General features: G+C 63.3%; 31 protein-coding genes and 2 pseudogenes. 9 read left to right on the top strand and 24 right to left on the bottom strand.

Annotated features, from left to right (window positions below; all coding sequences use genetic code 11):
* Nucleotides 1–25: 25 nt before the first annotated feature.
* The 3 genes from A3A9_RS38980 to A3A9_RS41215 all read right to left on the bottom strand — a co-directional run bounded on the left by A3A9_RS38980 (nt 26) and on the right by A3A9_RS41215 (nt 2,429).
* Nucleotides 26–562 carry a DUF6314 family protein gene (locus tag A3A9_RS38980; RefSeq protein ID WP_152536117.1) on the bottom strand — a complete coding sequence of 179 codons (537 nt, stop codon included), beginning with the start codon at nt 560–562 and terminating at the stop codon, nt 26–28.
* A gap of 83 nt (nt 563–645) precedes the next feature.
* The gene (locus A3A9_RS41795; protein ID WP_051370976.1) at nt 646–936 is read right to left on the bottom strand and encodes a hypothetical protein; all 291 of its coding nucleotides are present in this window, start codon (nt 934–936) and stop codon (nt 646–648) included.
* Nucleotides 912–2,429: a tetratricopeptide repeat protein gene (locus tag A3A9_RS41215; protein ID WP_161634508.1), complete on the bottom strand. Its 1,518-nt coding sequence runs from the start codon at nt 2,427–2,429 to the stop codon at nt 912–914. The genes A3A9_RS41795 and A3A9_RS41215 overlap by 25 nt, the downstream gene beginning before the upstream one ends.
* 222 nt (nt 2,430–2,651) lie before the next feature.
* Between A3A9_RS41215 and A3A9_RS0116690 the strand changes: the two genes are divergently transcribed.
* A complete protein-coding gene (locus A3A9_RS0116690) occupies nt 2,652–3,227 on the top strand; it encodes a YbjN domain-containing protein (RefSeq protein WP_027059799.1) in 576 nt (191 codons plus the stop codon).
* 22 nt (nt 3,228–3,249) lie between these two features.
* Here A3A9_RS0116690 and A3A9_RS0116685 read toward each other — a convergent pair whose 3' ends face one another.
* From A3A9_RS0116685 to A3A9_RS0116640, 10 genes and pseudogenes are all read right to left on the bottom strand, one after another.
* Nucleotides 3,250–4,029: an ABC transporter ATP-binding protein gene (locus tag A3A9_RS0116685; protein WP_027059798.1), complete on the bottom strand. Its 780-nt coding sequence runs from the start codon at nt 4,027–4,029 to the stop codon at nt 3,250–3,252.
* 10 nt (nt 4,030–4,039) lie between these two features.
* Nucleotides 4,040–5,062 carry a FecCD family ABC transporter permease gene (locus tag A3A9_RS0116680; RefSeq protein WP_027059797.1) on the bottom strand — a complete coding sequence of 341 codons (1,023 nt, stop codon included), beginning with the start codon at nt 5,060–5,062 and terminating at the stop codon, nt 4,040–4,042.
* Nucleotides 5,063–5,386: 324 nt separating this feature from the next.
* Nucleotides 5,387–6,436, bottom strand: coding sequence for an ABC transporter substrate-binding protein (locus A3A9_RS0116675; protein WP_027059796.1), 1,050 nt, complete (start codon nt 6,434–6,436; stop codon nt 5,387–5,389).
* Between the two features lie 330 nt (nt 6,437–6,766).
* Complete coding sequence (locus A3A9_RS0116670) at nt 6,767–7,531, bottom strand: substrate-binding domain-containing protein (protein ID WP_027059795.1); 765 nt, start codon at nt 7,529–7,531, stop codon at nt 6,767–6,769.
* 192 nt (nt 7,532–7,723) lie between these two features.
* Nucleotides 7,724–8,839 (bottom strand): alkene reductase, encoded by a 1,116-nt coding sequence (locus tag A3A9_RS0116665; RefSeq protein ID WP_027059794.1) that lies wholly within the window; start codon nt 8,837–8,839, stop codon nt 7,724–7,726.
* A gap of 44 nt (nt 8,840–8,883) precedes the next feature.
* Nucleotides 8,884–9,174 (bottom strand): ArsR/SmtB family transcription factor, encoded by a 291-nt coding sequence (locus A3A9_RS0116660; protein WP_027030271.1) that lies wholly within the window; start codon nt 9,172–9,174, stop codon nt 8,884–8,886.
* Between the two features lie 485 nt (nt 9,175–9,659).
* Complete coding sequence (locus A3A9_RS0116655; RefSeq protein WP_027059793.1) at nt 9,660–10,358, bottom strand: RES family NAD+ phosphorylase; 699 nt, start codon at nt 10,356–10,358, stop codon at nt 9,660–9,662.
* Nucleotides 10,352–10,762, bottom strand: a complete 411-nt coding sequence (locus A3A9_RS0116650) for an MbcA/ParS/Xre antitoxin family protein (protein ID WP_027030275.1) — start codon at nt 10,760–10,762, stop codon at nt 10,352–10,354. The genes A3A9_RS0116655 and A3A9_RS0116650 overlap by 7 nt, the downstream gene beginning before the upstream one ends.
* Nucleotides 10,763–11,133: 371 nt before the next feature.
* Nucleotides 11,134–12,566 (bottom strand): annotated as a pseudogene (locus A3A9_RS41210) (aldehyde dehydrogenase family protein).
* A gap of 425 nt (nt 12,567–12,991) precedes the next feature.
* A complete protein-coding gene (locus A3A9_RS0116640) occupies nt 12,992–13,456 on the bottom strand; it encodes a GNAT family N-acetyltransferase (protein ID WP_027059792.1) in 465 nt (154 codons plus the stop codon).
* 332 nt (nt 13,457–13,788) lie between these two features.
* Between A3A9_RS0116640 and A3A9_RS0116635 the strand changes: the two genes are divergently transcribed.
* Nucleotides 13,789–14,409, top strand: coding sequence for an alpha/beta hydrolase (locus A3A9_RS0116635; RefSeq protein WP_033838636.1), 621 nt, complete (start codon nt 13,789–13,791; stop codon nt 14,407–14,409).
* Nucleotides 14,410–14,449: 40 nt separating this feature from the next.
* Here the strand turns inward: A3A9_RS0116635 and A3A9_RS42635 are convergent.
* From A3A9_RS42635 to A3A9_RS0116610, 5 genes and pseudogenes are all read right to left on the bottom strand, one after another.
* A pseudogene (locus tag A3A9_RS42635) lies at nt 14,450–14,554 on the bottom strand (oxidoreductase); the annotation flags it as partial.
* Nucleotides 14,555–14,601: 47 nt separating this feature from the next.
* Complete coding sequence (locus A3A9_RS0116625; RefSeq protein ID WP_027059790.1) at nt 14,602–15,591, bottom strand: aldo/keto reductase; 990 nt, start codon at nt 15,589–15,591, stop codon at nt 14,602–14,604.
* Nucleotide 15,592: 1 nt separating this feature from the next.
* Complete coding sequence (locus A3A9_RS0116620; protein ID WP_027059789.1) at nt 15,593–15,967, bottom strand: DUF2255 family protein; 375 nt, start codon at nt 15,965–15,967, stop codon at nt 15,593–15,595.
* Between the two features lie 4 nt (nt 15,968–15,971).
* Nucleotides 15,972–16,295, bottom strand: a complete 324-nt coding sequence (locus A3A9_RS0116615) for a carboxymuconolactone decarboxylase family protein (RefSeq protein WP_027059788.1) — start codon at nt 16,293–16,295, stop codon at nt 15,972–15,974.
* A 53-nt stretch (nt 16,296–16,348) separates the two neighbouring features.
* Complete coding sequence (locus tag A3A9_RS0116610) at nt 16,349–16,744, bottom strand: (R)-mandelonitrile lyase (RefSeq protein ID WP_027059787.1); 396 nt, start codon at nt 16,742–16,744, stop codon at nt 16,349–16,351.
* Between the two features lie 153 nt (nt 16,745–16,897).
* Between A3A9_RS0116610 and A3A9_RS0116600 the strand changes: the two genes are divergently transcribed.
* From A3A9_RS0116600 to A3A9_RS0116580, 5 genes are all read left to right on the top strand, one after another.
* Nucleotides 16,898–17,791 carry a LysR family transcriptional regulator gene (locus A3A9_RS0116600; protein ID WP_027059786.1) on the top strand — a complete coding sequence of 298 codons (894 nt, stop codon included), beginning with the start codon at nt 16,898–16,900 and terminating at the stop codon, nt 17,789–17,791.
* A gap of 73 nt (nt 17,792–17,864) precedes the next feature.
* On the top strand, nt 17,865–18,242 hold the full coding sequence (locus A3A9_RS0116595) for an ester cyclase (protein WP_027059785.1): 378 nt from the start codon (nt 17,865–17,867) through the stop codon (nt 18,240–18,242).
* Between the two features lie 72 nt (nt 18,243–18,314).
* Nucleotides 18,315–18,596, top strand: coding sequence for a type II toxin-antitoxin system ParD family antitoxin (locus A3A9_RS0116590; RefSeq protein ID WP_027059784.1), 282 nt, complete (start codon nt 18,315–18,317; stop codon nt 18,594–18,596).
* A complete protein-coding gene (locus tag A3A9_RS0116585; RefSeq protein WP_027059783.1) occupies nt 18,593–18,877 on the top strand; it encodes a type II toxin-antitoxin system RelE/ParE family toxin in 285 nt (94 codons plus the stop codon). The genes A3A9_RS0116590 and A3A9_RS0116585 overlap by 4 nt, the downstream gene beginning before the upstream one ends.
* 126 nt (nt 18,878–19,003) lie before the next feature.
* On the top strand, nt 19,004–20,068 hold the full coding sequence (locus A3A9_RS0116580) for a YeiH family protein (protein WP_027059782.1): 1,065 nt from the start codon (nt 19,004–19,006) through the stop codon (nt 20,066–20,068).
* Nucleotides 20,069–20,204: 136 nt separating this feature from the next.
* On the opposite strand, the gene A3A9_RS0116575 is transcribed toward A3A9_RS0116580, so the two are convergent.
* From A3A9_RS0116575 to A3A9_RS0116550, 5 genes are all read right to left on the bottom strand, one after another.
* Nucleotides 20,205–20,702, bottom strand: a complete 498-nt coding sequence (locus tag A3A9_RS0116575; RefSeq protein ID WP_027059781.1) for a GAF domain-containing protein — start codon at nt 20,700–20,702, stop codon at nt 20,205–20,207.
* A gap of 162 nt (nt 20,703–20,864) precedes the next feature.
* On the bottom strand, nt 20,865–21,749 hold the full coding sequence (locus A3A9_RS0116570; RefSeq protein ID WP_027059780.1) for an AraC family transcriptional regulator: 885 nt from the start codon (nt 21,747–21,749) through the stop codon (nt 20,865–20,867).
* Between the two features lie 411 nt (nt 21,750–22,160).
* Nucleotides 22,161–22,319 carry a hypothetical protein gene (locus tag A3A9_RS45210; protein ID WP_202596385.1) on the bottom strand — a complete coding sequence of 53 codons (159 nt, stop codon included), beginning with the start codon at nt 22,317–22,319 and terminating at the stop codon, nt 22,161–22,163.
* Nucleotides 22,320–22,523: 204 nt separating this feature from the next.
* Nucleotides 22,524–24,155: a chaperonin GroEL gene (gene groL / locus A3A9_RS0116555; protein WP_027059779.1), complete on the bottom strand. Its 1,632-nt coding sequence runs from the start codon at nt 24,153–24,155 to the stop codon at nt 22,524–22,526.
* Nucleotides 24,156–24,260: 105 nt separating this feature from the next.
* The gene (locus A3A9_RS0116550; RefSeq protein ID WP_027059778.1) at nt 24,261–24,614 is read right to left on the bottom strand and encodes a co-chaperone GroES; all 354 of its coding nucleotides are present in this window, start codon (nt 24,612–24,614) and stop codon (nt 24,261–24,263) included.
* A gap of 248 nt (nt 24,615–24,862) precedes the next feature.
* Here A3A9_RS0116550 and A3A9_RS0116545 point away from each other — a divergent pair, with 248 nt between their 5' ends.
* Nucleotides 24,863–25,129: a hypothetical protein gene (locus A3A9_RS0116545; protein ID WP_027059777.1), complete on the top strand. Its 267-nt coding sequence runs from the start codon at nt 24,863–24,865 to the stop codon at nt 25,127–25,129.
* Complete coding sequence (locus tag A3A9_RS0116540; RefSeq protein WP_027059776.1) at nt 25,126–25,392, top strand: DUF1488 domain-containing protein; 267 nt, start codon at nt 25,126–25,128, stop codon at nt 25,390–25,392. The genes A3A9_RS0116545 and A3A9_RS0116540 overlap by 4 nt, the downstream gene beginning before the upstream one ends.
* Here A3A9_RS0116540 and A3A9_RS0116535 read toward each other — a convergent pair whose 3' ends face one another.
* Nucleotides 25,393–25,617, bottom strand: a complete 225-nt coding sequence (locus A3A9_RS0116535; protein ID WP_027059775.1) for a DUF6500 family protein — start codon at nt 25,615–25,617, stop codon at nt 25,393–25,395.
* Nucleotides 25,618–25,635 lie beyond the last annotated feature (18 nt).

Here is a 25,635-nt window from a genome sequence, read left to right as displayed (position 1 = left end):
GCCATCGGATCGATACTAGCGGCGCTCAACTGGCATGCTTGGTCCGCATCTTGCTCAGTAATGCAGTGCTGTCAAAAGCAATGGGTGCCTCAGAGTCTTCGCCGGCAATGAGAGCGTTCTCCAACGCGCGGACTTCGTCCTCATGCCCGAAGCGCAAGCGAGAAGATGTATCCTGCGGTCGGTAAAACCGGCCAAGGCTCGTATAATTCTTGCGCGGGCCTTTGACCCGCCACGCCTCGGCCCATTCGTCCGGCCCGCGAACGAAGAAGCGCCCGACATAAAGATCGGCGCCGCAGAGGTGGTGGACGGTCTGCGCTGCCTTCGGCCCAAGCGCGATGAAGTCGCGGCCGTCGGCATGCAGGATGCACATCGAACCCTCGCCCGGCTCGAGCCGGTAGCGCCGGCTTGCCGGCATTTCTTGGGAGCCGATCCGCATGAGGCCATGCTCGCTGAAGGCATCAGCCGTGACCACGGCGTCGCCGGCGAAGCGGTAGGTCGCGCCGGTTAGGAAATCGATCATGGTGCGGCGAACTTTCCAGTCGCCAACAAGGCTATCTGTCATTGTTTCACCGGCCCGGCCGACGGGACCAGGTGTGTTTCCTCGGCCAGATGCCACAGCGCGGTGCGTGTCCATGAAACGATCTCTCACGGCGCCTTGCCCATGACGCGCAGCGCGTTGGTGGCGGCGGTGTACTCGATGAAATCATGGGGACAGCCGCTCAGGGCCAACCGGTAGAGCCGTAAGGCCTCCTCGTCGTGGTGCTGCATCCGCTGGAACTCGGCAATGTAGAAATTCGCCTCGCAGACCTGCTCGCTTTTCTTCGTCGCGTCCGGATTGTCGGCCAAGGCGAGCACCGCCTCCGGCGTTTGTTCGCCCAGCAGCATGCGCACCAGCGGCGCCGGCCATTTCGTCATGTCGAGCTTGGCGTCGCGCAAGACGCTCGGCTGTCCGTTGCGCTGCCGCGCAAGGTCCGCCCAGATCGCATAATAGGCATCCTCCGGCAGGATCTGGGCACCCTGCTCGAGGTCGGCCTGCGCGCCTGCCGGCGACCCAAGGTAGAACCGTGCGATGCCCCGGCCCTGATAGACGCCCGCGGATGTCGGATTGAGGCGCACTCCTTCATCGTAGTCGACGAAAGCGTCGCTGTAGGCGGTCTTGTAGATGTTGGCGAGGCCGCGCGTTTCATAGGCGGGGGTGTAGAAGCCATCGAGGTGGATCGCCTGACTGCAATCGGATATGGCGCGGTTGTATTGCGCCTCGTAGATCCAGACATCAGCGCCAGGCCGCGGTTGTCATAAGGCTGCGCGTATTTGGGATCGATGGCGATCGCCTGGTCGTAGTCCGATATGGCTCGGTCGAGATCGCCCTTGTCGGACCACGCCAGGCCGCGATTGTTGTAGGCCTTGGCGTAGGTCGGATCGATGCTGATCGCCCTGTCGAAATCCGCTATGGCGCGGTCGGCGTCGTTCTTCTGCGACCACGTCCAGCCGCGATCATTATAGGCTACCGCATCTGCGGGATCGACACCGATGGCCTGCCCGTAATCGGCGATGGCACGATCATAGTCCTTCTTGCCGAACCACAGATCGCCACGGTTGCGGAAGGTCTCGGCGTCGCTCGGATCGATCCTGATGGCCTCGTCGTAGTCTGCTATGGCGCGATCGGTGTCGCCCCGCTTGACCCAGGCGTCGGCGCGCCAGCGATAGGCATCGACATGTCTTGCATCGAGGCTGATCGCCGCGCTGTAGTCCGCTATGGCACGCTCCAGATTGCCCTTGGAGGTCCAGGCCAGCCCGAGGTTGAAGTACTGATCCGGATTCTCAGGATCGAGAAACACTGCCTGGCTGTAGCTGGTGATGGCGCTGTCATAGTCGCCCTTGCGCAGATACGCATTGCCAAGAAGGTTGTAGACATCGCTGGTCTGCGGTTCGAGGCTGATCGCCTTGCTGAAATCGGCGATCGCGCGGTCTTCGTCGCGCTTCTGGGTGTGCCAGATCAGGCCCCGGTTGCCATAGGCAAGGGCAAATTGTGGGTTGAGCTCTATCGCCCTGCTGTAGTCGGCGATGGCTCGGTCATAGTCCTTCTTGTGGCTCCAGGTCAGGCCACGATTGTTGAGGGCATCGGCGTCCTTGGGATCGAGCTCGATTGCCTTGTCGTAATCCGATAGGGCGCGATCGTATTCGCCGGCCGCGTCCAACGCGTTGCCGCGATCGAAATAGGCAATGGCCTGGTCAGAAGGCGACGTCGCCTTGTCCTCCAGCACATTGGTGCAGGCAACGATCCGGTTGGGCGGTGTAAGCTTGTCGTTGGCGCAAACATCCATACGGCTGTCGGCCGCCATGGCGGGAGCGCCGAGCGCCAGCAGCATGGCGAGACCGGCGAGACCGCGTCGCGCGGTTGTATTCGACCGCAGAAATCCTTGAAGCATCATGTCAGCCGAATCTGGATTACAGTTGGTAGTTGTTGGCCTTATGCCAAAGTGATCAGGCAAATTCCTGATCGCCGCAAGTCGGCACGGCAAAGAAATCATCCATGACGATCGGGGCCACGAGACCGCCTGAAACGGTTGATATCACGCACACGCTGACGTGCGTTGACACGCAAGACGTCCTGCTGTTGATTTTTCGTGGGTTCACTTTGGGGGTTGGACATGGCGCGCTTTGCTCGTGTGCTTGCTTTCGCTTTCCCGTTGGCTCTGACCGGCGCGGCATGCGCCTTGGCGCAGAACAATGCGCCACCTGCCACCAACACGCCCGCCGCCAACGCACCCGCCACCGCCAGTGCGCCCGCCACCGCCAGTGCATCCGCCGCGCCCACCTCGGACTTGCTGGCAACCGTAACCCTCGACGATCTCAGGGACGCCGTGCTGAACGGCGGCTATCGCGCGCAGGTCAAGCAGGACACCAATGGCGACTACATCGCCAGCGCCTCGGGCGGCCAGAATTTCTTCATCAGCCTTGGCGGATGCGACGACAAGAAAGTCTGCAAGTCGATCCTGTTCGAAACTGGCGGCTGGACGCCCAAGACCCCGCTGACCGTGGACGCGCTCGACAAGTTCCATTCCGACAATGCCGGCTGGGTCGGCGTGGTGAAATATTCCGACGGCAAATACTATGGCGACTACCGGGTCTCGATCGTCGGCGGCGTGACCAAGGCCTGGGTGCAATACAATGTGGAGGCCTTCGCCACGACTGCGGAGGATTTCGCCGCCTTCATGCAGAAATGAGCGGCCTCTCCGACCGACTGATCTAGCCGGCTTCCACCTCGGCCACACAGGCGACGTGGTTGCCCGAACGGATCAACCGGATCGGTACGCCATACGCGCGCGACAGCACTGCCTCGGTCAGAATTTCCGCTGTCGGCCCCACCACCGGCGAATGCCCGGGCGACATCACCAGCGTGCGGTCGGCCAGCGCATAGGCGTGGTCGGGCGCGTGCGTGGTGAAGATCACGGCAAGGCCGCTCGCCGAAAGCCTGCGCATCAGCGCCAGGAAGCGGGCCTGGTTGGCGAAGTCGAGATGTGCCGTCGGCTCGTCCAGGATCATCAGCTTCGGCGCCTGCACCAGCACGCGTGCAATCTGCACCAGCTGGCGCTCGCCGCCGCTGATCTCGCTGTAGGCGGCGTCGATGAGATGGGAAATGCCGAGCGTCGTCAGCGCGTCACGCGTCATCCGCGCGGCCTCATCGCCCGGCGCATCGAACAGGCCGAGATGCGGCGCCCGGCCCATCTCGACCACGGTGCGCACCGAGAAGGCGAACACTGTCTCATAGCTCTGCGGCACCAGTGCCAGCAGCCGCGCGATCGCCGCGCGCGGCAGCGAGGCAATCGGCTGGCCTTCCAGTTGTACAGAGCCGGCGCTCGGCACTGAGAGCCCGGCCAGACAGCGCAGCAGCGTCGACTTGCCGACGCCGTTGGGGCCGAGCACGCAAACCACCTCGCCGGCCGCGACATCGAGGCTGACACCGGAAAACACCGGACTGGCGCGGCCGGGATAGGAGAAGCCGAGAGCATCGGCGGCCAGGATCATGGCAGGCCCATCATGCCCAGCCCAGCCTGCCGCGCCCGAGCAGCAGCATGAACACCGGCGCGCCGATCAGCGCGGTGAGGATGCCGAGCGGCACCTCGGCCGCCGTCACCGTGCGGGCGACATCGTCGATGATGAGGAGATAGCAGGCGCCAAGCGACAAGGTCGCCGGCAGCAGGCGGCGGAAATCCGGCCCGACCAGGATGCGGGCGAAATGCGGAATGACCAGCCCGACCCAGCCGATAATGCCGCTGATCGACACGGCCGAAGCCGCGATCAGCGTCGACAGCAGGATCATCACCAGCCGCAGGCGCGCGACCTCGACGCCCATGATGCGGGCCTGTTCGTCGCCCATCGCCAGTAAATTGAGCCGCCAGCGCAAGGCGAGCAGCCCGAGCACACAAGGAATGGTGACGACCAGCACCGGCACAAGGTCCGCTGTCGATACGGACGACAGCGAGCCGAGCAGCCAGAACTCGATGACCGGCAGTTTGGAGTTGGGGTCGGCGACGTATTTGAGCAACGACAACAGCGCCGTGAACAGCGAGCCGACGATGATGCCGCCCAGTACCAGCGCAATGGTCGAGTTCAGCCGGAAGAAGCGGTTCATGGCAAAGCACATCGCCACCGCCAGCAGCCCGAAGGCAAAGGCACAGGCCTGCGTCGCATAGCGCTCGCCGAAGAGCAGGATCGCCACCGCCGCGCCAAAGCCGGCGCCGGCCGAGACGCCCAGCGTGAACGGCGACACCAGCGGGTTGCGGAACACGCCCTGATAGCAGGCGCCGGCAATCGCCAGCCCGCCGCCGACCACCATGGCGGCAATGACGCGCGGCAGCCGGACATCGAGCACCACCGAGCCGACCACCGGCGGCCAGTCCTGCGCGATCGGCAGGAACTGCGCTGATATCACCTTGATGACGGTGAGCGGTTCGACGGGGTAGCGGCCGAGCAGGAAGGAGAGCAGGAACAGGATGATGGGCAGCGCGATGAGCAGGATGGTTGCCAGGCTGCGGGCCGGTTTGCGGGGTGCGGGCACTGCTCAGTTCCCTGCGTGCGATGTGCGGCGAATTCTTTTCGAACCGCCAGCGCCGCCCCTCATCCGCCTACCGGCACCTTCTCCCCGTATAGTGACGGGGAGAAGGGAGATGATCGCGGCCGCCGCGCCTTTTCTGCAACGTTGGTTATTGGCGAAACCATAAACGAAAGCTTCTTTCTCCCCGTCACTATACGGGGAGAAATGCCCGGCAGGGCAATGAGGGGCGGCGGCACCTGGGTTGTTGTCGTCGACAACGGCAAAGCCCGAATTGGCCAGTTTGTAAGCAGCCATCTCAGGCATGTCCCATCTCAGCCTGGGGCAACCTCAATTCGGCCCGCTATAAGGCTGCCCATAGAACCTCGTGTAGTAAGCATCCGCCTGCTTCTGCATATCGATGTCGGCGAAGCGCTCGGGATACAGCTTTTTCGCCATCCACAATTCGCCCAGCGCCAGCGCTTCCGGCAGCGGATAGCCCCATGGCTTCACATATTCCGGCGTGATGTAGAGGCGCTTGTTCTCGACCGCGTCGACATGCTGCCAGGCGGCACCCTTCCTGATCTCGTCGGCCACCGGCGCGTAGCGGTCCTGCACGAAGATCACCTGCGGGTTCCAGGCCAGCACATCCTCCATCGACACTTTGTTGGCGCCACGCACGCCGGCAGCAACATTGACGCCGCCGGAGCGCTTCATGATGACGCCGGTGTATTTGCCCGAGCCGTAGGTGTTCATGTCGGGATTGGCCATGTAGAGCTTCACCCTCTCGGCATCGGGAATGGAGGCAACGCGCTCCTCCACTCGGCTGCGCTGGGCGAAGGCATAGTCGAGCAGCTGGTCCGCCCGCTCGCGCTTGCCGACGATGTCGCCGATCAGTTGCACGCCGATCTCCAGGCCTTCCGCATAGGCGACGTCGTCATCGGCGAAGGTCGGGTTGAGTTTCGGCGCCTCGACGCCCTCGCCCTTCGACAGCGAGATCGCCACCACCGGCAGCCCGGCCTGCGACAGCTGCTCGATCATCGCCGGCGGCGCGTAGTTGGTGACGAAGACGACATCGGGCTTCAGCTTCAGCACCTCCTCGACATTGGCGGTTGAGAGGTCCCCCGGCATGGGCAGGCCGGTGAGCTGCGGCGCGTATTTGTCGAGGCCGGGAATAAGCTTTGGCCAGGTGCGCAGCACGCCGACGATTTTGTCGGCGGCGCCGAGCTCGACCAGTATGTCGAGCGTCTGGTGCTGCAGGACGACGATGCGTTCGACCTTGTCGGGGACAGCCACCGTGCGGTTGAGCTGGTCGGTGATCGTGCGCGCCATCGCCGGCGCGAGGGCCAGCAGCGAGGATATCAAGGCAAGGGCCAGCACGCGGGCAAGGCGCAGATTCATTGGAGGTCTCCCGAGAGGCATTCGATATGTTTACATGCATATAGCGTCGATGAGAGTGCGGCAACGGGGCAACTGCCAATCTCCCCCCTCGTGGGAGTTGAGGAGTGTTCCGCGCAGCGGATGGAAAGCCAATTGCTTGGCTTTCCATCCGACGAACGGCCGGCAGGCCAGAGGGGGGCGCCGTAGAGCGCCGGCCTACGCCGTGCGACTGGATGACAGTTTGCCTGATGGGCGCAATTTGCCCTGAGAGGCCGGCGGGACAGCGCCCCCCTTCTGTCCTGCCGGACATCTCCCCCACTGGGGGGAGATTGGCCGCGTCACCCACCGCCCTCACATCCCTTGCGGCAATGCCACCGGCAGAAACCCAAAGTCCCGCAAAATTCCTTGCCCGACCGACGACAGAATAAACAGCGCCAGCGCCTGTCCCGCCTGCGAACATCCCTCCAATGTCGCCAGCCCATATTCCGGCACGACATTCACAGCGGCGGGTATCTCCAAGATATCGACGCCCTCGGTCTCCTGCGCCAGCCCTTTCAGCCCGGTGCGATAACCCAGGAAGACATGGGCGGTGCCGGCGGCAAGTGCCGACGCGATCGGGTCGTAGCGGCCCGGAATGTTTGATGTTTCCGAGCCGCCGACCAGCTTCTGCGCCTTGGCGTCGAGCAGTGCGAAGCTGCCGGGCCTGATCTGGTCGATGCGGCGGAAGATCGCCCAGGCGTAGTCGCCGGAGGGATCTTTCAGCGGCGTCGAGGTCGCGATTCCGATCGCCGGATCGAGCAGCCTGTCGACGAAGTTATTCGTGGTGAAGCCGGCGTCGCGGCGCACGGCGGCGGCCATCGTGTTGCGGGCAAAGACCACCGCTGGCCGCGCCAGCTTCAGTTCGGCAAGTCGGGCTGGATGGGCAAAGCTCGCCGAGAGGAAAATGTCGGGCCGTTCGCCGGCCTCGATGCGCTCGCGCAACAGGCCGGCGGGGCCAAGCCGTGTCTCGGCCGTCACACCTGAAAGCGCCTGGAAAGCCGAGACCAGCGACGGCAGCACATGACGCAGGCTGCCGGCCGCATAGATCATGACCACGGCTTTTTTCGCTGGCGCCATTCTTGAACCTCTGCCTTATCCAGGCAGACGTTATATCAGACGAAAAATAGCGTTGCCTTGCATCGCGTCTGTACGTCGTCTCGGCCGAATGTTCAATCCGGTCGCGGTGCGGCGCGACAGCCGACCGGGTCCCTATGGGGAGCCGGCTGCTCTTCTGTTGTGGGCAGGCGAATGCCTGTCCCAGTGGGCGGCTCAGGCTGCCGTGGGGTAATCCGTATAGCCCTTGGCCTTGCCGCCATAGAACGTAGCCGTGTCCGGAGCGTTCAGCTCGACATTCTGCTTCAGCCGGCTGACGAGGTCGGGATTGGCGATGAACAGTTTGCCGAAGGCGACTAGGTCGGCATAGCCGTCGCCGACAGCCTTTTCGGCCAGCTCTTTGTTATAGCCATTGTTCACCAGCCACGCGCCTTGCCCGCCTGCCTTGCGATAGGTGGCCTTGAGCTCCGCATAGTCGAACGGCTTGTCGCCTTGCTGGAAGTCACGCGCGCCGCCGGTCGCGCCTTCGACGACATGAATAAAGGCCAGGCCGCGGCTGCCAAGGCCCGCCACCACATGGTTGAACAGCGGCTGCGGTTCGGCATCCGAAGTGTCGTTGGCGGGCGTCACAGGCGACAGTCTGATCCCGGTCTTGCCGGCGCCGATCGCAGCGGTGACCGCGTCGACCACCTCGAACAACAGCCGCGTCCGGTTCTCGATGGAGCCGCCATAATTGTCGGTGCGGTGGTTGGTGCCCGAGCGCAGGAACTGGTCGATGAGATAACCATTGGCGCCATGGATCTCGACGCCGTCGAAACCCGCTACCTCGATCGCAGCCTTGGCGGCGCGGCGATAATCGTCGACGATGCCGGGGATTTCGGCCGTTTCGAGTGCGCGGGGCTCGGAGGTTTCGACGAACTCGCCGCTGCCATCCGGCTTGACGAGGAAAGTCTTGGATTTTGCCCTGATCGCCGACGCCGATACCGGCTTGCCGCCGCCGGGCTGCAGGGAGTCGTGCGAAATGCGCCCGACATGCCAGAGCTGCACCACGATCTTGCCGCCGGCGTTGTGAACGGCGTCGGTGACGCGCTTCCAGCCGGCAAGCTGATCCGCGCCATAGAGGCCGGGCACATCGGCATAACCCTGGCCCTGATGACTGATGGCGGTCGCCTCGGTCACGATCAGACCGGCGGTGGCGCGCTGGCTGTAGTAGGTGACAGCGAGGTCGCCGGGCACCGCATTGGGCGAGCGGTTGCGCGTCAGCGGCGCCATGACGATGCGGTTCGCCAGCGTCAGGTCACCGGCCTTTAGGGGATCAAAGAGGGTTGTCATGAGATATGCCTTTTCATGCATTTGGGGATTTTGGGGGAGGATCGTCAGAGACCGGACAGGGCGGCCTGGAAGGCGGCGATGGTTTCTTCATTGCGCTTGTAGAACACCCATTGGCCGACCCGCCGCGTCGTCACGAGGTCGGCGGACGCCAGCGTCGCCAGATGTGCCGAAACACTGGACTGCGCCAGGCCGCGACCATCGAACTGGCTGGCGCAAACACCCATCTCGAGCGGATGCGCCTGTTCGGCGAAGTGCCGTTCAGGCTCCTTCAACCACGCCAGTACATCGCGCCGAAACGGATGCGCCAGCGCCTTCAATATGATGTCGTTGTCCATCTTCATCCTGCATCGGTCTCATCAGATATATAGATCGGATGGAGACGATATGGCAGGAAATCCATGCTATTCTTCTGAGCGATCGGAGAAAGCGGTTCCCGCAGAGATCGGGAGAGGCATCAAGATCTCGAAGGCAGCGCTCTACGGCGCCACCCTCTGTCCTGCCGGACATCTCCCCCACTTGGGGGGAGATCGGCAGCTTCGCCATCCAGCCCGTCTTTCGACGCCGGAGATTGGCGAAATCGGCGATGGCAGCCAATCTCCCTCCTTGTGGGGGTGGAGGAGTGGTCCGCAAAGCGGACGGGAAGCCAATTGCTTGGCTTTCCGAACGACGAACGTCCGGCAGGACAGAGGGGGGCGCTGGCCCGCCAGCCTCCGGCAACTTCTACAGCGCAACGGCGATGACAGAGTTCTGCCGCGGGTGCCGTAACGCATTTCATGACCGGCATTTGACCGTGCCTGTGGGCAAGCCCGAAGACCCGCCATCAGCTGACCGACAGCACCTTGCCCGTATCGTGCTGGCGCACGAAATCCACATGGCTGCCGTCCCAGTGATAGCTGTAGTGCCGGCCCTGTACCGGAACAGTGATGACGTCGGGCCAGAAGATGCCGATGCATTGGCCCCCGGGCATGCGCACGCTGTTCCAGACCAGCCCGTCGCTGCCGGCCGCCCGCAATGCCCGCCCTTCCGCCTGCGAGGCGGTGTAGTCGTCGGGGTCGAGCACGCCGGGCACGGCGTTGACGTCATCGAGGTCGCGATCGACGCCGCCGATCAGCACGCGAAAGTCGGCCGTCCAGCCCGGATCCTCATTGGTGGCGCGCATGAAATTCTGGTGGTGGTGGATGGTCTCGGCCAGCGCCACATCCTCGCTGTCGCCGGCATAATAGAGGCCGTAGCTACCATCTGAGAAACGGCCGGGGCGCAGCGGCGAACAATGCACGAAGGGCGCCATGACGAAGCTGGCGCCGGGACCGGACACCCGCCTTGCCGCCGCCACCTTGCCGAGGTCGCCGATCTCCAGCCGGATGCGCGGATTGGTCTTCTCCTCCACCGAGGCCAGCGCCTCCCAGTCGCGCGGATCGGCAATGTCCTCGAAGAGGTCGATCGGCGGATGGATGGAGCGGATGATGCGAAAGGTCTGCTGCCAGTGGGCGCGGCGCCGGACCGCGAACCCACTCACCATGCACCGCGCTCTGCATCGAGCCATTCGCGCATGGCGGCAAGATCGGAGATTTCGCCGCGCAGCATCAGGTCGAGCGCCGACTGGCCGCCGAACGTCGCATTGGGCTTGCGGATCCAGGCATAGCCGCGCGCCGGCTCGGTGAAGAGATAGCGCAGGCCCTTGTGGATACCCATCAGATGCGCCATGCGGGTGCGCAAATCGCGGTCGATGCGGCCGATGCCGCCCTCCTTCCAGCGTGCCCAGGTGCGCGCCGACATGCCGCCAAGCAAGATGCAGGCCTCCAGATCGGTAAGGTTCCACGCCTTGAACAGATTGACCGTGGTGCGCGCGAGCGCACCCGCCTCTTCTTCTGAAATGGCTGACCCGACCGTAGCCGGCGTGGTGACGATGGACTGAAGTTGCATGTTTGCTGACCTCTGCTATTGGCAGAGATATAGCATGCATTTGCCAATTGGCAAGGAGAAGAGGGAGAAGCACGTGCAGTCGCTTCGTTTCGAACTCCTCATTAGAACATGAATTGCCAGCGTCGGCGCCGCCCCTCATCCGCCTGCCGGCACCTTCTCCCCGTAAACGGGGAGAAGACAGCTGCCGCACCGTCGGCGCCCTTCTTGCAACGTCGGTGATTGGCGAAAGCGGCAATGACAGCGTCCTTCGCCCCGTTTACGGGGAGAAGATGGCGGCAGCCAGATGAAGGGCGGCGCCAACGCCCCGAAAGTCTGGCCGCGACGCAGAAACAGCCTATGGCGCGCCGCTCGTCACGGCGCGCTGTTGCCAGTTACTCCGCCGCCTCATAGCCCGCGATGCCCTTGATCTCGAGAAAATCCTCAAGCCCATATTCGGCGTATTCGCGGCCATTGCCCGACTGCTTGTAGCCGCCGAAGGGCAGACCGGCGTCCCAGGTCGGGTAGTTGATGTAGACATTGCCGGAGCGCATGCGCGCCGCCACGTCGCGGGCCTTCTGGATGTCCTTGGCCTGGATGTAGGAGGCAAGGCCGTAGACGGTGTCGTTGGCCTGCTCGACCGCCTGTTCGACCGTGTCGTAAGGCATGATCGCCAGCACCGGTCCGAAGATTTCTTCACGCGCGATGCGCATGTCGTGGGTGACGTCGGCGAACACGGTCGGCCTGATATAGTAGCCGCGGTTGAGTTCGGCAGGGCGGCCGGGACCGCCGGCGACCAGCGTCGCACCCTCGTCGATGCCGGCCTGAATCAGGTCCTGGATCTTGTCGAACTGGATCTGGCTGACGACCGGGCCAAGCTTGGTGTTGGCGCCATCGGCCGGGCCGACGGTGAACTTTGCCGCCGCGGCCTTGGCATAGCCGGCAGCCTCGTCATGACGGTCGCGCGGCACGAACATGCGGGTCGGCGCATTGCAGGACTGCCCTGAGTTGCCGAAGCAGCCGGCGACACCCTTGGTGACGGCCTTTTCGAGATCGACATCCGGGAACAGGATGTTGGCCGACTTGCCGCCAAGCTCCTGATGCACGCGCTTGACCGTGTCGGCGGCGGCCTTGGCCACCAGGATGCCGGCCGCGTCGACCCGGTAAACGACATCATGTCGATGTCGGGGTGGCTGGACAGCGCCTGACCGACGCCGGGGCCATCGCCATTGACGAGGTTGAACACACCCTTCGGCACGCCGGCCTCGTCGATGATCTCGGCGAAGATGATGGCGTCGAGCGGCGCGATTTCCGACGGCTTCAGCACCATGGTGCAGCCGGCGGCAAGGGCGGGACCGACCTTGCAGGTGATCTGGTTCAGCGGCCAGTTCCACGGCGTGATCAGGCCGACGACGCCGATCGGCTCCTTGACGATCAGCGCGCTGCCCTTGACGTGGCGGAACTGGAACGTTTTCAGCACTTCCGCCATCTTTTGCAGATGCGCCAGCCCGACGCCGACCTGGCTGTCGAGCGCCATCTGGCGCGGCGCGCCCATTTCGCGTGACACGGCGAGCGCCAGATCCTTGGAGCGCTTCTTGTAGACCTCGATGACGCGGTTCAGGATATCGAGCCGCTCTTCCACGAAGGTGAAACCGCATGTGTTGAAAGCGCGCTTGGCGGCGGCCACCGCTCTGTCGACATCGGCCTTGGAGCCGAGCGAGATCTGCGCGAAGGCATCCTCGTTCGACGGGTCGATGACATCGAGCGTGTTGGGCACAACAGGATCGACCCACGCGCCATCGATGTAGAACTGCAGATTGTGTGACATGGTTTTCTCCCTGGAGGCGCCATATGGCCGAGCCGGCCGTGATATCTGGCTAGAGATAACGATGCACAAACCGCGGTGTCAAACGCAACCCCCGAAGTGGTTAAGCCAGCGCCCCCAGTGATTGAGCCAGCGTGTGCAGTGTGCGGTTGTCGGACTGTTGCACTATCCGAGGCGCTAAAAAATCACCGCCGAGTTCCTTCGCGCCCCCCTCTGTCCTGCCGGACATCTCCGCCACTTGGGGGGAGATTGGATGTCATCACAACCTTCGCCAATCTCCAACGCTGCAGGACGAAAGCCGGCGCGAACGCTGCCAATTTCCCTCCTTGTGAGGGAGATGTCCGGCAGGACAGAGGGGGGCGCCGTAGAGCGCTACTTCCGCGCCGTTCACGCTCTAACACGGACCGAAGCGGTAACGGCCGCCCGCGTCAGCCCGCCAGCCGCTTGCTCATATAGACCGTCATACCGCCCATGAACGGCTCCTCCCGGTCAATCACATAACCATGCCTTTTGTACAACAACACATTGGCCTCGAAGGCGCCATTGGTTAGCAGGCGAAGCTCCCGGCGGCCTGCCTCAAGCGCTTTCTGCTCAGCCCGCTCCAGCAACAGCCGCCCTATGCCCTTGCCCTGCGCTTCCGGCGCGACGCAGACATTCTCGATCCAGAGATGATCGTCGGCGAGTATGGTTTCGATCATCCCGACAATGCGCCCGTCAGCGACGGCGAGCTCGAACGGATGCTCGGCAACGGCCTTGGCGTAATCGGCGCGCATCGGCAGCGGCTCGCGGCCGATCACCGGCACCCATTTGGCATAGGCAGCGCGCACGATGTCGCTGATGGCCGCAGCGTCGCTCGGCTCGGCCGGCCGAAACCGAATGGAATTATTTGTCATCACAAGGCTCCAAAAATGAAAACCCCGCCGGCGTTGTCGCAGGCGGGGCTGGAAACGAACGAACCGGATCTATCCTGCCGGCCTTTGTCGTCGCGCACTCAGCTTGCCGCTCCGCACTGGGCGGCGTCGCTTGGTGTTGGTGGGCGCGAGGGCGAACATGGCGCCAAGCTGGCGCAGGAAGCGCGGCGCGTCAAGATTTCGGGATTGGCCCAGAGCTTCGTCGCCCACTTGCGGCCATGCAGCGGTCCCGTGAAATGCCGATTTTGGAAACCGCCCGCTTGATCTGGGAGCTATAAGGTCAATTGTCGCTCACAAAACCAATGGCCTTGCAGATGCCCGACCCGACACACGCTCACTGCTTCGTTCCTGGCACCGAGACGATCCGGGCGCCGCTCGTTCTGCTGCATGGTTCGGGCGGCAACGAATTCGAACTGCTGCCCTTAGCTGGTGAACTGGCGCCTGAGGCGGCAAGGCTCGGCGTCCGCGGCACGGTTACCATCGACGGCGGGCACGCTTTCTTCCATCGTTTTCCAGATCGCCGGGTGGACGAAGCGGATATTGCCGCCAGGGCGCCTGTGCTGGCGGAATTCATCGAAGCGGCCTGCGGCCACTACGGCTTGAACGGACGCCCCATAGCCATCGGCTTTTCCAACGGTGCCATCATCGCGGCAGCGCTGCTGCTGACCCATCCCGGCCTGTTGGCGGGGGCGGTCCTGTTTCGTCCCTTCTCCCCGTTCACCGGCGATCTCCCGACCCATCTGGACGGGACGCCCGCGCTGATCCTTGATGGAGACAGCGACAACCGCAGATCGCCGGGCGACGGCCTGCGACTGGCTGAGCGGCTGGTCCGTGCCGGGGCGTCGGTGACCCATCATGTGCTGCCGGTCGGCCACTCGATCACCGCCGAGGACAAGCGAATTGCCGGCGAGTGGCTTCAGGCGATTGCACGTTAAACAGTTCGGGGCCAACGCTTCCGCCAGCGGCCTAATACTCCTACGCCGTCGGCCGAAACAATATCTCGTCTATGTCGACCTCGTCCGGCTGGCTCATGGCGAACACCACCGTCCTGGCGAAGGAATCCGCCGGGATGGCCACCCGGTCGCCGAGCGCGCGCACGCACTCGGCGACATCAGGCTCTTTCCGCTTCAGCGATCGATCCGTGCCGCCTGTTGCGGGGAATAGCGCTCGCCTTGCACGGCAATCGCCGAGACCGCGCTCTCGATGTCGGCAAGATCGTCCGCCGTCAGCGCAACGGCCGACGATCCGATGTTCTCCTCGAGGCGGTTGAGCTTCGTCGTGCCGGGGATCGGGACGATCCAGGGTTTTTGCGCCAGCAGCCAGGCGAGCGCGACCTGCGCTGGGGTCACTTTCTTCCGCGCCGCGATCGAGATGATCGCATCGACCAGCGCCTGGTTCGCCTTGCGGGCCTCTTCTGCAAAACGTGGCACGGTGTTGCGGAAGTCGCTGCTGTCGAACGTCGTGCTGGCGTTTATGGCACCGGTCAGGAAACCCTTGCCCAGCGGGCTAAAGGGCACGAAGCCGATGCCCAGTTCCTCAAGCACCGGCATAATCGCTTCCTCGGGCTCACGCCACCAGAGCGAATACTCGCTTTGCAGCGCCGCGACCGGCTGGACCGCATGCGCGCTCCTTATGGTGCGCACCCCGGCTTCGGAGAGGCCGAAATGCTTCACCTTGCCCTGCCTGATCAAATCCTTCACCGCGCCCGCCACCTCTTCGATCGGCACCACCGGATCGACGCGGTGCTGGTAGAGAAGGTCGATGCGGTCGGTCCTCAGCCGCTTCAGCGAGGCCTCGACGACGTCGCGGATATGCTGCGGCCGGCTGTCCATGCCCTCATGTCCGGCCGTGCCGGCAATGTCGATGCCGAATTTGGTGGCGATCACCACCTGGTCGCGGATCGGCTGCAGCGCCTCGCCGACGACCTCCTCGTTCGTGAACGGTCCATAGACCTCGGCTGTGTCGAAGAAGGTGATGCCGCGCTCGAACGCCGAGCGGATCAGGCGGACCGCATCGGCCGTCTCCATCGGTGCCCCATAGGACTGGCTGATGCCCATGCAGCCGAGCCCAATGGCCGAGACTTCGAGGCCACTGTTTCCAAGTGTGCGCTTTTGCATGTCAATTCTCCTTCGGTGTGATCCGCACCGTGGCGGCGCGGGCGCGCGCCGCAATCATCGGCGCGAGATAGGGGCTGGCTGCGTATTTCGCTCTGTAGGCATCATCGATGCGGTCGTTGACGGTTCCCTCGACCGCCTCGAAGCCGACATCCCTGGCCATGTCGGCAGCGGTGATACGCCCGGCCTTCTGCTTGATCGCAGCCTGATACCAGCGTGACTGCAGGCCATTGTAGCCGCGCACGTAAAGCGCGCCGCCGGTAACGACCGACCAGATCCATGTCGGCGTCCCCAGGGTCACGCCGTTATCGCGCAACGGCGAAATATGCAGATCGTCGGTTGCCGCGATCCTTGCGAGTTCGTCCCTCGACCAGGGCATGGCTTCACCCCTTCTTCTCGGCGTCGGCCTGCTCGAAGACTTTCCGTGCAATGCCGATCGCGGTGCTGGCCGCCGGCCATCCGGCGTAGAAGGCGAGATGCGTGATGGTTTCGATGAGTTCGTCACGGGTGACGCCATTGTCGAGCGCCCGCTTCATGTGGAAGGGCATCTCGTTGATCCGGTAGTTCGAGACCAGGCTGGTGACGGTGACGAGGCTGCGATCGCGCGGCGAAAGGCCGGGGCGCTTCCAGACGTCGCCGAACAGCACCTCGTCGGTGTATTTGCCGAGCGCGGGCGCGATATCGGAGAACGGGCTTTTGTCGGTCATGAGAGCTTCCTTCGTTGAGGGATGTATCGGACATGGAGCCGGGAACCGCCGCGTCAAACCCCGTATTGGTCGTCGCTGACCTTCTCCATCCAGTCGACGACCTTGCCGTCGAGCGCTTCGGCAATGGCGATATGGCTCATTGCCGTGGTTGGTGCCGCGCCATGCCAGTGCTTTTCGCCGGGCGCGAACCAGACGATGTCGCCGGGGCGGATCGGTTCGATCGGCCCACCCTCGCGCTGGACAAGCCCGGCGCCTGATAGGACGATCAGCGTCTGGCCGAGCGGATGGGTGTGCCAGGCGGTGCGCGCGCCGGGCTCGAAGGTCACGGTGGCACCGCCGACGCGAGCGGGTTCGCTGCCCTTGAAGGGCGCGTCGATGCGCACCGTGCCGGTGAAATACTCCGCAGGGCCTTTCGCCGAGGCTTGCGAGCCGCTTCGCTTGATATCCATGGTTTTTCCTTTTCCCGGCGCCGGGCAGATCACCGCCACGAACTTCACGGCCGCCGATTTCGGGCAGCCAATTGTGATGGCCTCTATTTAGCGCCTGCGATTGGCCTGGATTAGGTGCTATATCCGGCATGTACTTATGAGAGAAGCTCATCAATGCCGCGAGACAATCTGAACGAGCTGACCGCCTTCCTCGCGGTCGCGCGCGAAAAAAGCTTCACCAGGGCCGCAGCTCAGCTCGGCGTTTCGCAATCGGCGCTCAGCCACACGGTGCGCGCGCTGGAGGAGCGGCTGGGCGTGCGGCTGCTCACCCGCACCACGCGCAGCGTTTCGCCCACCGAGGCTGGCGAGCGCCTGGTGCGCTCCGTCGGACCAAGGCTCGACGAGATCGAGGCCGAACTCGTCGCGATAAGCGCATTGCGTGAGAAACCCGCCGGCACCATCCGCATCACCGCCGGCGAGCATGCCGCCGACGCCGTGCTGTGGCCGGCGATATCAAGGCTGCTGCCCGACTATCCCGACATCAGGGTCGAGATCATCGTCGACTACGGCCTGACCGACATCGTCGCCGAGCGCTACGACGCTGGCGTGCGGCTGGGCGAACAGGTGGCGCACGACATGATCGCGGTGCGCATCGGCCCCGACCAACGCATGGCCGTGGTTGGATCGCCGGCCTATTTCTCCAGGCAGCCAAAGCCGCGTACGCCGCAGGACCTGACCACCCACAATTGCATCAATCTGCGCCTGCCCACCTATGGCGGGCTCTATGCCTGGGAATTCGAAAAGGCCGGGCGTGAGCTGAAGGTGCGCGTCGAGGGCCAGCTGATCTTCAACACGGCCGGCTTGCGCATGAATGCCGTGCTCGCTGGCCTCGGTCTTGCCTACCTGCCGCAGGACCAGGTGCGCGCGCCGCTTGCCAGCGGCGAACTGGTGCGGGTGCTGGCCGACTGGTGCCCGCCCTTCCCCGGCTACCACCTCTACTACCCCAGCCGCCGCCAGGCGACGCCGGCCTTCTCGCTGCTGGTCGATGCGCTGCGCTATCGCGGTTGATCCATCTGGACTGCGCCCACAGTCGTTCTATCTTCGCGATCAACCGTGATCTTTTCCAAACCGGAGCATCGCCGTGACCGTGACCGACCTCTATCGAGGCTACATCGACTGCCTCAACAACCAGGATTGGGCGCGACTGCATCGCTTCGTTCATGACGAGGTGCACTACAACAGTGAGCGCATCGGCCTGTCAGGCTACCGCGAAATGCTGGAGCGGGATTTCCGCGAAATTCCGGACCTCTATTTCGATGTGCAACTGCTGATCTCCGAGCCGCCCCTCATCGCCAGCCGCATCCAGTTCCACTGCACGCCAAGGGCAACCTTCTTCGACCTGCCGATCAACGGCAAGAAGGTCTCTTTCTGCGAGAATGTGTTTTATGAGTTTCTCGACGACCGGATCCGGAATGTCTGGTCGGTGATCGACAAGGCGGCGGTCGCAGCGCAGCTTTGAGGGCATACGATTTATGGCCTCCTTGCGGCCGGTGGTAAACTTGCCTACCTTGCGTGCAGGAGAATCTTTCAGATGGCAAATGTCGAGAAGGTAAGCGTTGCGCTAACGCCTGAAATGGCAAGCATGATGCGCGAGGCTGTCGCGGCAGGCGAATATGCCTCGGCCAGCGAAGTCATGCGTGAGGCGCTGCGCGAGTGGAAGTTTCGCCGGACGCAGCGCGATAAGGCTGTCGACGAGTTGGGCCGGCTTTGGGACGAAGGCATGGCAAGCGGTAACGCTGTCGATGGACGAGAGGCATTCGCCCGCATCAAAAACAAACTCGACGCGAGGATCGCCGAGCGCGGGTCGCGATGACTCTGCGCCTACGGCCGGAAGCTGAAGCGGATATCGAGGCTATCGCACTCTACATCGCTGAGGACAATCCGTCCGCGGCATTGCGTTGGTACGAAGAGATCCATTCCTATTGCCAGCGCATCGCAGACATGCCGGGAATGGGCGTCGCCCGTCCCCATATAAGGCCAGGGTTGCGCACGTTTCCTGTAGGAAATTACCTGATCCTCTATCGTCAGATCGACGACGGCGCGGAAATCGTGCGCGTCGTTCATGGCGCACGTCAGTGGCAGGAATTGATGTAGTCGAAGGGTTTGTACGGCCTTTGACCTCGATCGTTCGCAAAAATCGATCATTCTAACCAGAACAATTCGTTGGAAAGATCGGTTCAGGAATGGCATTCTCCAGGGGTACTCGCCTGGAGAATTGCATTGTCGTCCCTCACGCACATCGCGAACGATATTCCGAAGAGCACGATCTCCGCCGATCTGGCCGCGGGCCGCAAGCGGCTCGATTCGGTGTGGAATGGCGTCATTCCCGGCATCGTGCTGGTGGCGATGATCACGGCCGTCGCGTTCTCGGCGCACAATGTCTCCGGCTTTGCCCTGTTCAGCCCGATGATCCTGGCCGTCGTCGCCGGCATGGTCTATTCCAACGTGCTCGGCACCCCGGCGCACGCCAAGGCCGGCATCGCCTTTTCGCAAAAGCGCCTGCTGCGCTTCGCCATCGTTCTGCTCGGCTTCCAGCTGACGCTCGGTCAGGTCGTCTCGATCGGCGCCGGCGGCGTCGGCATCGTCGCGCTGACGCTGGGCTCGACCTTCGTCTTCACCATCACGCTCGGCCGCCTGATCGGCGTCGACGCCAAGCTGGCGCAACTGATCGCCGCCGGCACGTCGATCTGCGGCGCCTCGGCCATCGTCGCCACCAACATCGTCACCGATGCGCGCGACGAGGACGTCACCTATGCCGTTGCCTCGATCACGCTGTTCGGCACCGTCGCCATGCTAGGCTTCCCCCTGCTGGCGCCGGTGCTCGGCCTCGACCAGCACGCTTTCGGCCTGTGGGCCGGCGCTTCGATCCATGAGGTGGCGCAGGTCATCGGTGCCGGCTTCCAGAACGGCACCCAGTCCGGCGAGATCGCCGCCGTGGCCAAGCTGACGCGCGTTGCCATGCTGGCGCCGATGGTCATCGCGCTCGGCCTGATGGCGCGCCGCGGGAGCAAAGGCGACCAGTCGGCGGCGCGTCCGCCCATGCCGTGGTTCGTCGCCGCTTTCGTCGCCGTCGTGGCGCTGAACAGCCTGGTCACCGTACCCGCCGAAGTGAAGTCGGCAATAGTGCTCGCCACCACCACAATGCTGACCATGGGGCTCGCCGCCATGGGCTTGCAGGCCGACATTTCACAGCTGCGCTCGCGCGGCCTGCGCCCGCTGGCGCTGGCCTTCTGCGCCTTCCTGTTCATCGGCGGCTTCAGCCTGATGCTGGTGAAGTTCGCCTAGTCAAGACAAGACGATGCATCTTGAGATCGAGGTCAGGACGAGCCGGTAAAGAGATCCGCCTTGCGACGAGCGAGCGCACTCGAGGACGTGAGCACCGCAAGCGCGAAAAGTGGCCTTCAGCAGGCCACCCCATCCCTCAATCCTCGAACGAGCTCGACGCGGCATAGATCGCCGCCAGCTTTTCGATGCCGGCCTGGTCGGCCTTGTCGAAGCGGCCGGGAAGCGGGCTGTCGAGATCGAGCACGCCGAAGACGCCTTCATCGTCTTCGAGCAGCACGACCAGTTCCGAGCGCGAGTCGGCATCACAGGCGATGTGGCCGGGAAAATCATGCACGTCCTTGATCAGCATCGAGGTGCCGAGTTCGACCGCCGTTCCGCACACGCCCTTGCCGACGGCGATGCGCACGCAGGCCGGCTTGCCCTGGAAGGGCCCGAGCACCATTTCCTCGTCGGAGGCCAGGAAATAGAAGCCGGCCCAGTTGAGGTCGGGCACCATCTGGAAAATGAGTGCGGCGGTGTTGGCGGCATTGGCGATCGAGTCGCTTTCGCCGTCGAGCAGCGCCTTCAACTGCGTGGCGAGGTCGCGGTAGAACGCCGCCTTGTCAGAGGTGTCGATGGCCTTGGCCGCAAACATGGCTTGTCTCCGAACTGAGAACGCGGTTGCTTCGACACGCTGCCAATCCGGCAAGCTCCGCACCAAACGACCACGGGATGACACTAGCGTGAATTCCATCCCCGGCGAAAGCCGCAAGATCAGGATTGCCGCACACTTAGCGACAAGCCGCTATTGTCGGCGCTATTTCAGAGGCAGAAAGAGCTCAACGACCACTTCGTGCAGCGGCCCTTCCGCGACGAGGGACAGGTGTCGTTGGCAATAGACCGGGAAGTCGCGCACTTCCTCGCCGCTGGCCGGCAGCCATTCACGATAAAGGTAGAGTGCCGCGGGCTCGAGATTGTTGGTGTTGCCGGGATAGCGCAGCACCGCGCAGCGTCCGCCGGGAATGACGCCGGCCTTCATCTGCCCGTCATTCGCCTCGATGGGCTGGTCGGTGCCGACGCAAATGTCCATGCTGTAGTCGGCCGCGATCGCCGGCTCCCTTTCGGAACGGAAGATGTTGAAGGTCGGGCTTGTCTGGGGCGACAGGCCGTGGGCCTTACGCCAGGCGATGAACCGCTGGATGGTGTCCTGGAGCGTCGACCGGTCGCCGCGATGCTCCATGACAGCCACCGGCGTTGGCGCCACATCGCGGATCATCACGTCGCCTGGTTCGAAGATTATCTGCATGAGCGTGTTCCTTGCTTTGTCGAAGGGCCCGAAGGCCATGAGCCACGCCCCCCAGTCGGGAGATTTCCGGAACGACGAAGGCGATTGCCCAAACCGTTGCCGGAAGGCGCGGGCAAAGGCATCCGGTGCGTCGTAACCGGCGTCCATCGCTATGTCGGTGACGCTTTCGGCGTCGCTTCCAGCAAGCCTGTATGAAGCCCGCTTCATGCGGGCGAGCTGGACATAGCGATGCACGGACACCCCGAAGGTTGAGGTGAACTGCCGGTGGAAATGATATTTCGAGAACGCCGCGACGCCGCTCAATGCTTCCAGATCCAGATCGCCATCCAGGTGCCGGTCTATGTGGTCCAGCACCCGTTGCATCCGGGCATGATAGTTCTCAAGTGCCGCCTTCAAACGTCTCTTCCTCCGTGGCAACACCAGATAGGCGCTCCCATGCATGACACGCTCGACCGATCTTGCGGTTCGACGTGGGATCAACCAGTGCCCGCCAGCGGCCTCCTGCAGGCGCACCGTCCGTGCCGCGTGTCGATGACCGGCGCGTGCTGAATGGCATCTTCTGACTGATTCGATCCGGCGCGCCGAGGCCGGCCGCACGGCGGCAGGCGGCATCATGACCGAGATGGACCATTCGCCGGTGCATGCCATGATCGACCAGCGCGGTGTGGACTGGACCGTGGCGCCGGTTCGCCACAGTATCGGGTGACGGGATCAGGGTGGATCCAGGCAGTCGGCATCGTCAACGACCACGCGGCCGGCTGCTTCCGGCGATCGCAAGTCGCGCTCTGATCGCAGTGCTGCCGCGTCTTACATCGGGCGCTTGGGCTCGCCCTTTGGTGGCGTTGCCGTGTCGGAATCGGATTTCTTGTGCTTGTCGGCGGCAATCCTGCGGATGCGGTCGAAGCGGCTTTCCTCGGTCTTTTCGGTCGTGACGACCGTCTCTGGCTTCCGCACGAACGTGATCATGGATCCGTCTCCTGGGCTAGAGGCCTTGCGCGCCGGGAGAGAATCCCCCGGCGGTAGTCCCGGCACTTAGAGCCGGCGTAGAGGATTCAGGTCAGGCCGAGTCGAAAACGGTGGTTTCCGAGAACCGGAGCGGAGCGTACTTTGGGTACGTGAGCACTGGAAGCGCAGGAAACCGCCGTTTGCAGGCCGGCCTCACCTGAATCGTTAATAGCCGCCCATGCCGCCGCCGCCACCACCAGCCGGTGCCGCATCCTTGGCCGGGATGTCGGTGATCATCGCTTCAGCGGTGATCAGCAAGGCAGCGATCGAGCCGGCGTCCTGCAGCGCGGTGCGCACCACTTTCGCCGGGTCGACGATGCCGGCCTTGATCATGTCGACATAGACCTCGTTCTGGGCGTCGAAGCCTTGATTGTGGTCCTTGCTGTCGGTGAGCTTGCCGACAACGATCGAGCCTTCGACGCCGGAATTCTCGGCGATCTGGCGGATCGGCGCTTCCAGCGCGCGAAGCACGATGGAGATGCCGGCGGTGACATCGGCATTGGCGCCGGTCAGGCCGGCAAGCACGGAGCGGGCACGCAGCAGAGCGACGCCGCCGCCGGGCACGATGCCTTCTTCAACCGCCGCGCGCGTTGCGTTCAGCGCGTCGTCGATCCGGTCCTTCTTTTCCTTCACTTCCGACTCGGTGACGCCGCCGACACGAATGACGGCAACGCCGCCCGACAGCTTGGCCAGCCGCTCCTGCAGCTTTTCCTTGTCGTAGTCGGAAGTCGTCTCCTCGATCTGGCCCTTGATCTGGGCAACGCGCGCCTGGATGGTCGCCTTGGTGCCAGCGCCGTCGATGATCGTCGTGGTGTCCTTCTCGATCAGCACGCGCTTGGCGCGGCCAAGCATCTCGATGGTGACGTTCTCGAGCTTGATGCCGAGATCCTCTGATATCATCTGGCCCGATGTCAGCACCGCGATGTCTTCCAGCATCGCCTTGCGGCGATCGCCGAAGCCTGGCGCCTTGACGGCCGCGACCTTGAGGCCGCCGCGCAGCTTGTTGACGACCAGCGTCGCCAGAGCCTCGCCTTCGACGTCCTCGGAGATGATCAGCAGCGGCCGGCCGCCCTGCACCACCGCTTCGAGGATCGGCAGCATCGCCTGCAGATTGCCGAGCTTCTTCTCGTGGATGAGGATGTAGGGCTCTTCCAACTCGACGCGCATCTTGTCGGCGTTGGTGACGAAATAGGGTGAGAGATAGCCGCGGTCGAACTGCATGCCTTCGACGACGTCGAGTTCGGTTTCGGCGGTCTTGGCTTCCTCGACGGTGATGACGCCGTCATTGCCGACCTTGTCCATCGCCTTGGCGATCATCTCGCCGACGGTGGCGTCGCCATTGGCGGCGATGGTGCCGACCTGGGCAATCTCTGCCGACGACTTGACCTTCTTGGCCTTCGCCTTGATGTCGACGACGACGGCAGCGACGGCCTGGTCGATGCCGCGCTTGAGGTCCATCGGGTTCATGCCGGCGGCAACCAGCTTGGCGCCTTCGCGCAGGATCGAGGCGGCCAGCACGGTTGCCGTGGTGGTGCCGTCACCGGCGAGGTCGTTGGTCTTCGAGGCGACTTCGCGCACCATCTGCGCGCCCATGTTCTCGAACTTGTCGGCGAGCTCGATTTCCTTGGCGACGGTGACGCCGTCCTTGGTGATGCGCGGCGCGCCATAGGCCTTGTCGATGATGACGTTGCGGCCCTTGGGGCCGAGCGTGACCTTCACCGCATTGGTGAGGATCTCGACGCCGCGCAGCATGCGGTCACGCGCATCGGTGGCGAATTTGATTTCCTTGGCAGACATGATTTTTATCCAGTTCGTATTTGGAGTGGATCAGTCGCCACGCGGAACGCGCAGCGCTGTCGTCTCTAAGTCTTGCAGCGTCCCGAAGGACACGCGATGCACTGATCAGGCGGCCTTCTTGGCGGGCACGGTCTTGGCAGCACCGGTCCTCTCGGTGGCGGCCGTCTCGCTCTTATCGACCACGCCCATAATGTCGGCTTCCTTCATGATCAGAAGGTCCTCGCCGTCGATCTTGACCTCGGTGCCCGACCATTTGCCGAACAGGATGAAGTCGCCTGCCTTGACGTCGAGCGGAACAAGCGCGCCGCTTTCGTCGCGTGCGCCGGGGCCGACAGCGATGACTTCGCCTTCTTGCGGCTTTTCCTTGGCATTGTCGGGTATGATGATGCCGCCCTTGGATTTGGTGTCGCCTTCGGCGCGCCGGATGACGACGCGGTCGTGGAGTGGCCGAAACTTCATGGGAACTTCCTTCTGGGGCCAGCATAGGCGGCCCATGCCCACCATATAGGCGCATTGGCACTCGATAGATAGGAGTGCCAAAAATTATTCAGGCAGGCCGTTAAATATTCAAAAGTATTATTTCGGGCGGCGGTTTCGTGATATCGCCATGGGACTAAATAATTCAAAAAATTGAATTTTGCCGGTCGAGTGCCTATTTATCGGACAAGTTCACTTTCACGATTTCAAACCCAAGGGAGATTTGTTCGATGGCCGAAGGCAATCAGACGATCATGGAAAAAGCTGAAGCCCGCTTTGTCGACAAGCAGAAAAAGACAGCGGAGAAAAACAAGGCAACCGCCGAATACATGTCCGAGGCGAAGGCAAGGGAGATCAAGACGGCAAAGCTCAGGGGTTTGCGGCTGGCCAAGGAAGAGGCCGACCGTATCGCTGAAGCCCTGAACCCGACGCCGAAGAAGAAGCGGGTGACCAAGAAGGCTGCCGCGACAGAGGCCAAGACGGGGGCCAAGACATGAGCCTGACCTTCCCCAACCGCAGCCGCAGCTATGACGAAGCCGGCAAGCGCATCCGTTTCGTCGGCCATGACGGCATGTTCCAGATTTCCTTCTCGGTTGCCGCCGATGCCATGACCAGGATGCAGCCCGCAACCGCTGCCAATGAGGCAGGCTACCTCGCCACATTCGACACGCAGAGCAGCGCCATCCGCGACGTGGCGTCCAAGGCCTATGACCGCACCCGCAAGAGCATGTATGTGCTAACGGCCGCCGACTTCGGCTGATCAGCCGAGGTCCATGTTCTCGACCATCGTCCGTATCTTCGCGGCCTTTTCGAAATGATCGAGGCGGTGGGTTCTGATCCACCATTCCGCTGCTTCCATCAGCAGTTCGGGGTCGTCATTCCTGTTGGCGAAAAACGCGTAGAACGACACGCCGACGGTAGGCCCCTTCTCGGAGATCTTGCGGTCGCAGACCTCCAGTATCTTTCGCCTCAGGCTCGCTCTCACAGGAATTCTCCGGTTTTG

The organism is Mesorhizobium loti CJ3sym (assembly GCF_000472785.1).
GTDB classification, from domain to species: domain Bacteria; phylum Pseudomonadota; class Alphaproteobacteria; order Rhizobiales; family Rhizobiaceae; genus Mesorhizobium; species Mesorhizobium loti_E.
Note: the sequence above shows the minus strand (reverse complement) of the source record. Positions and strands in the feature narration are given on the sequence as shown.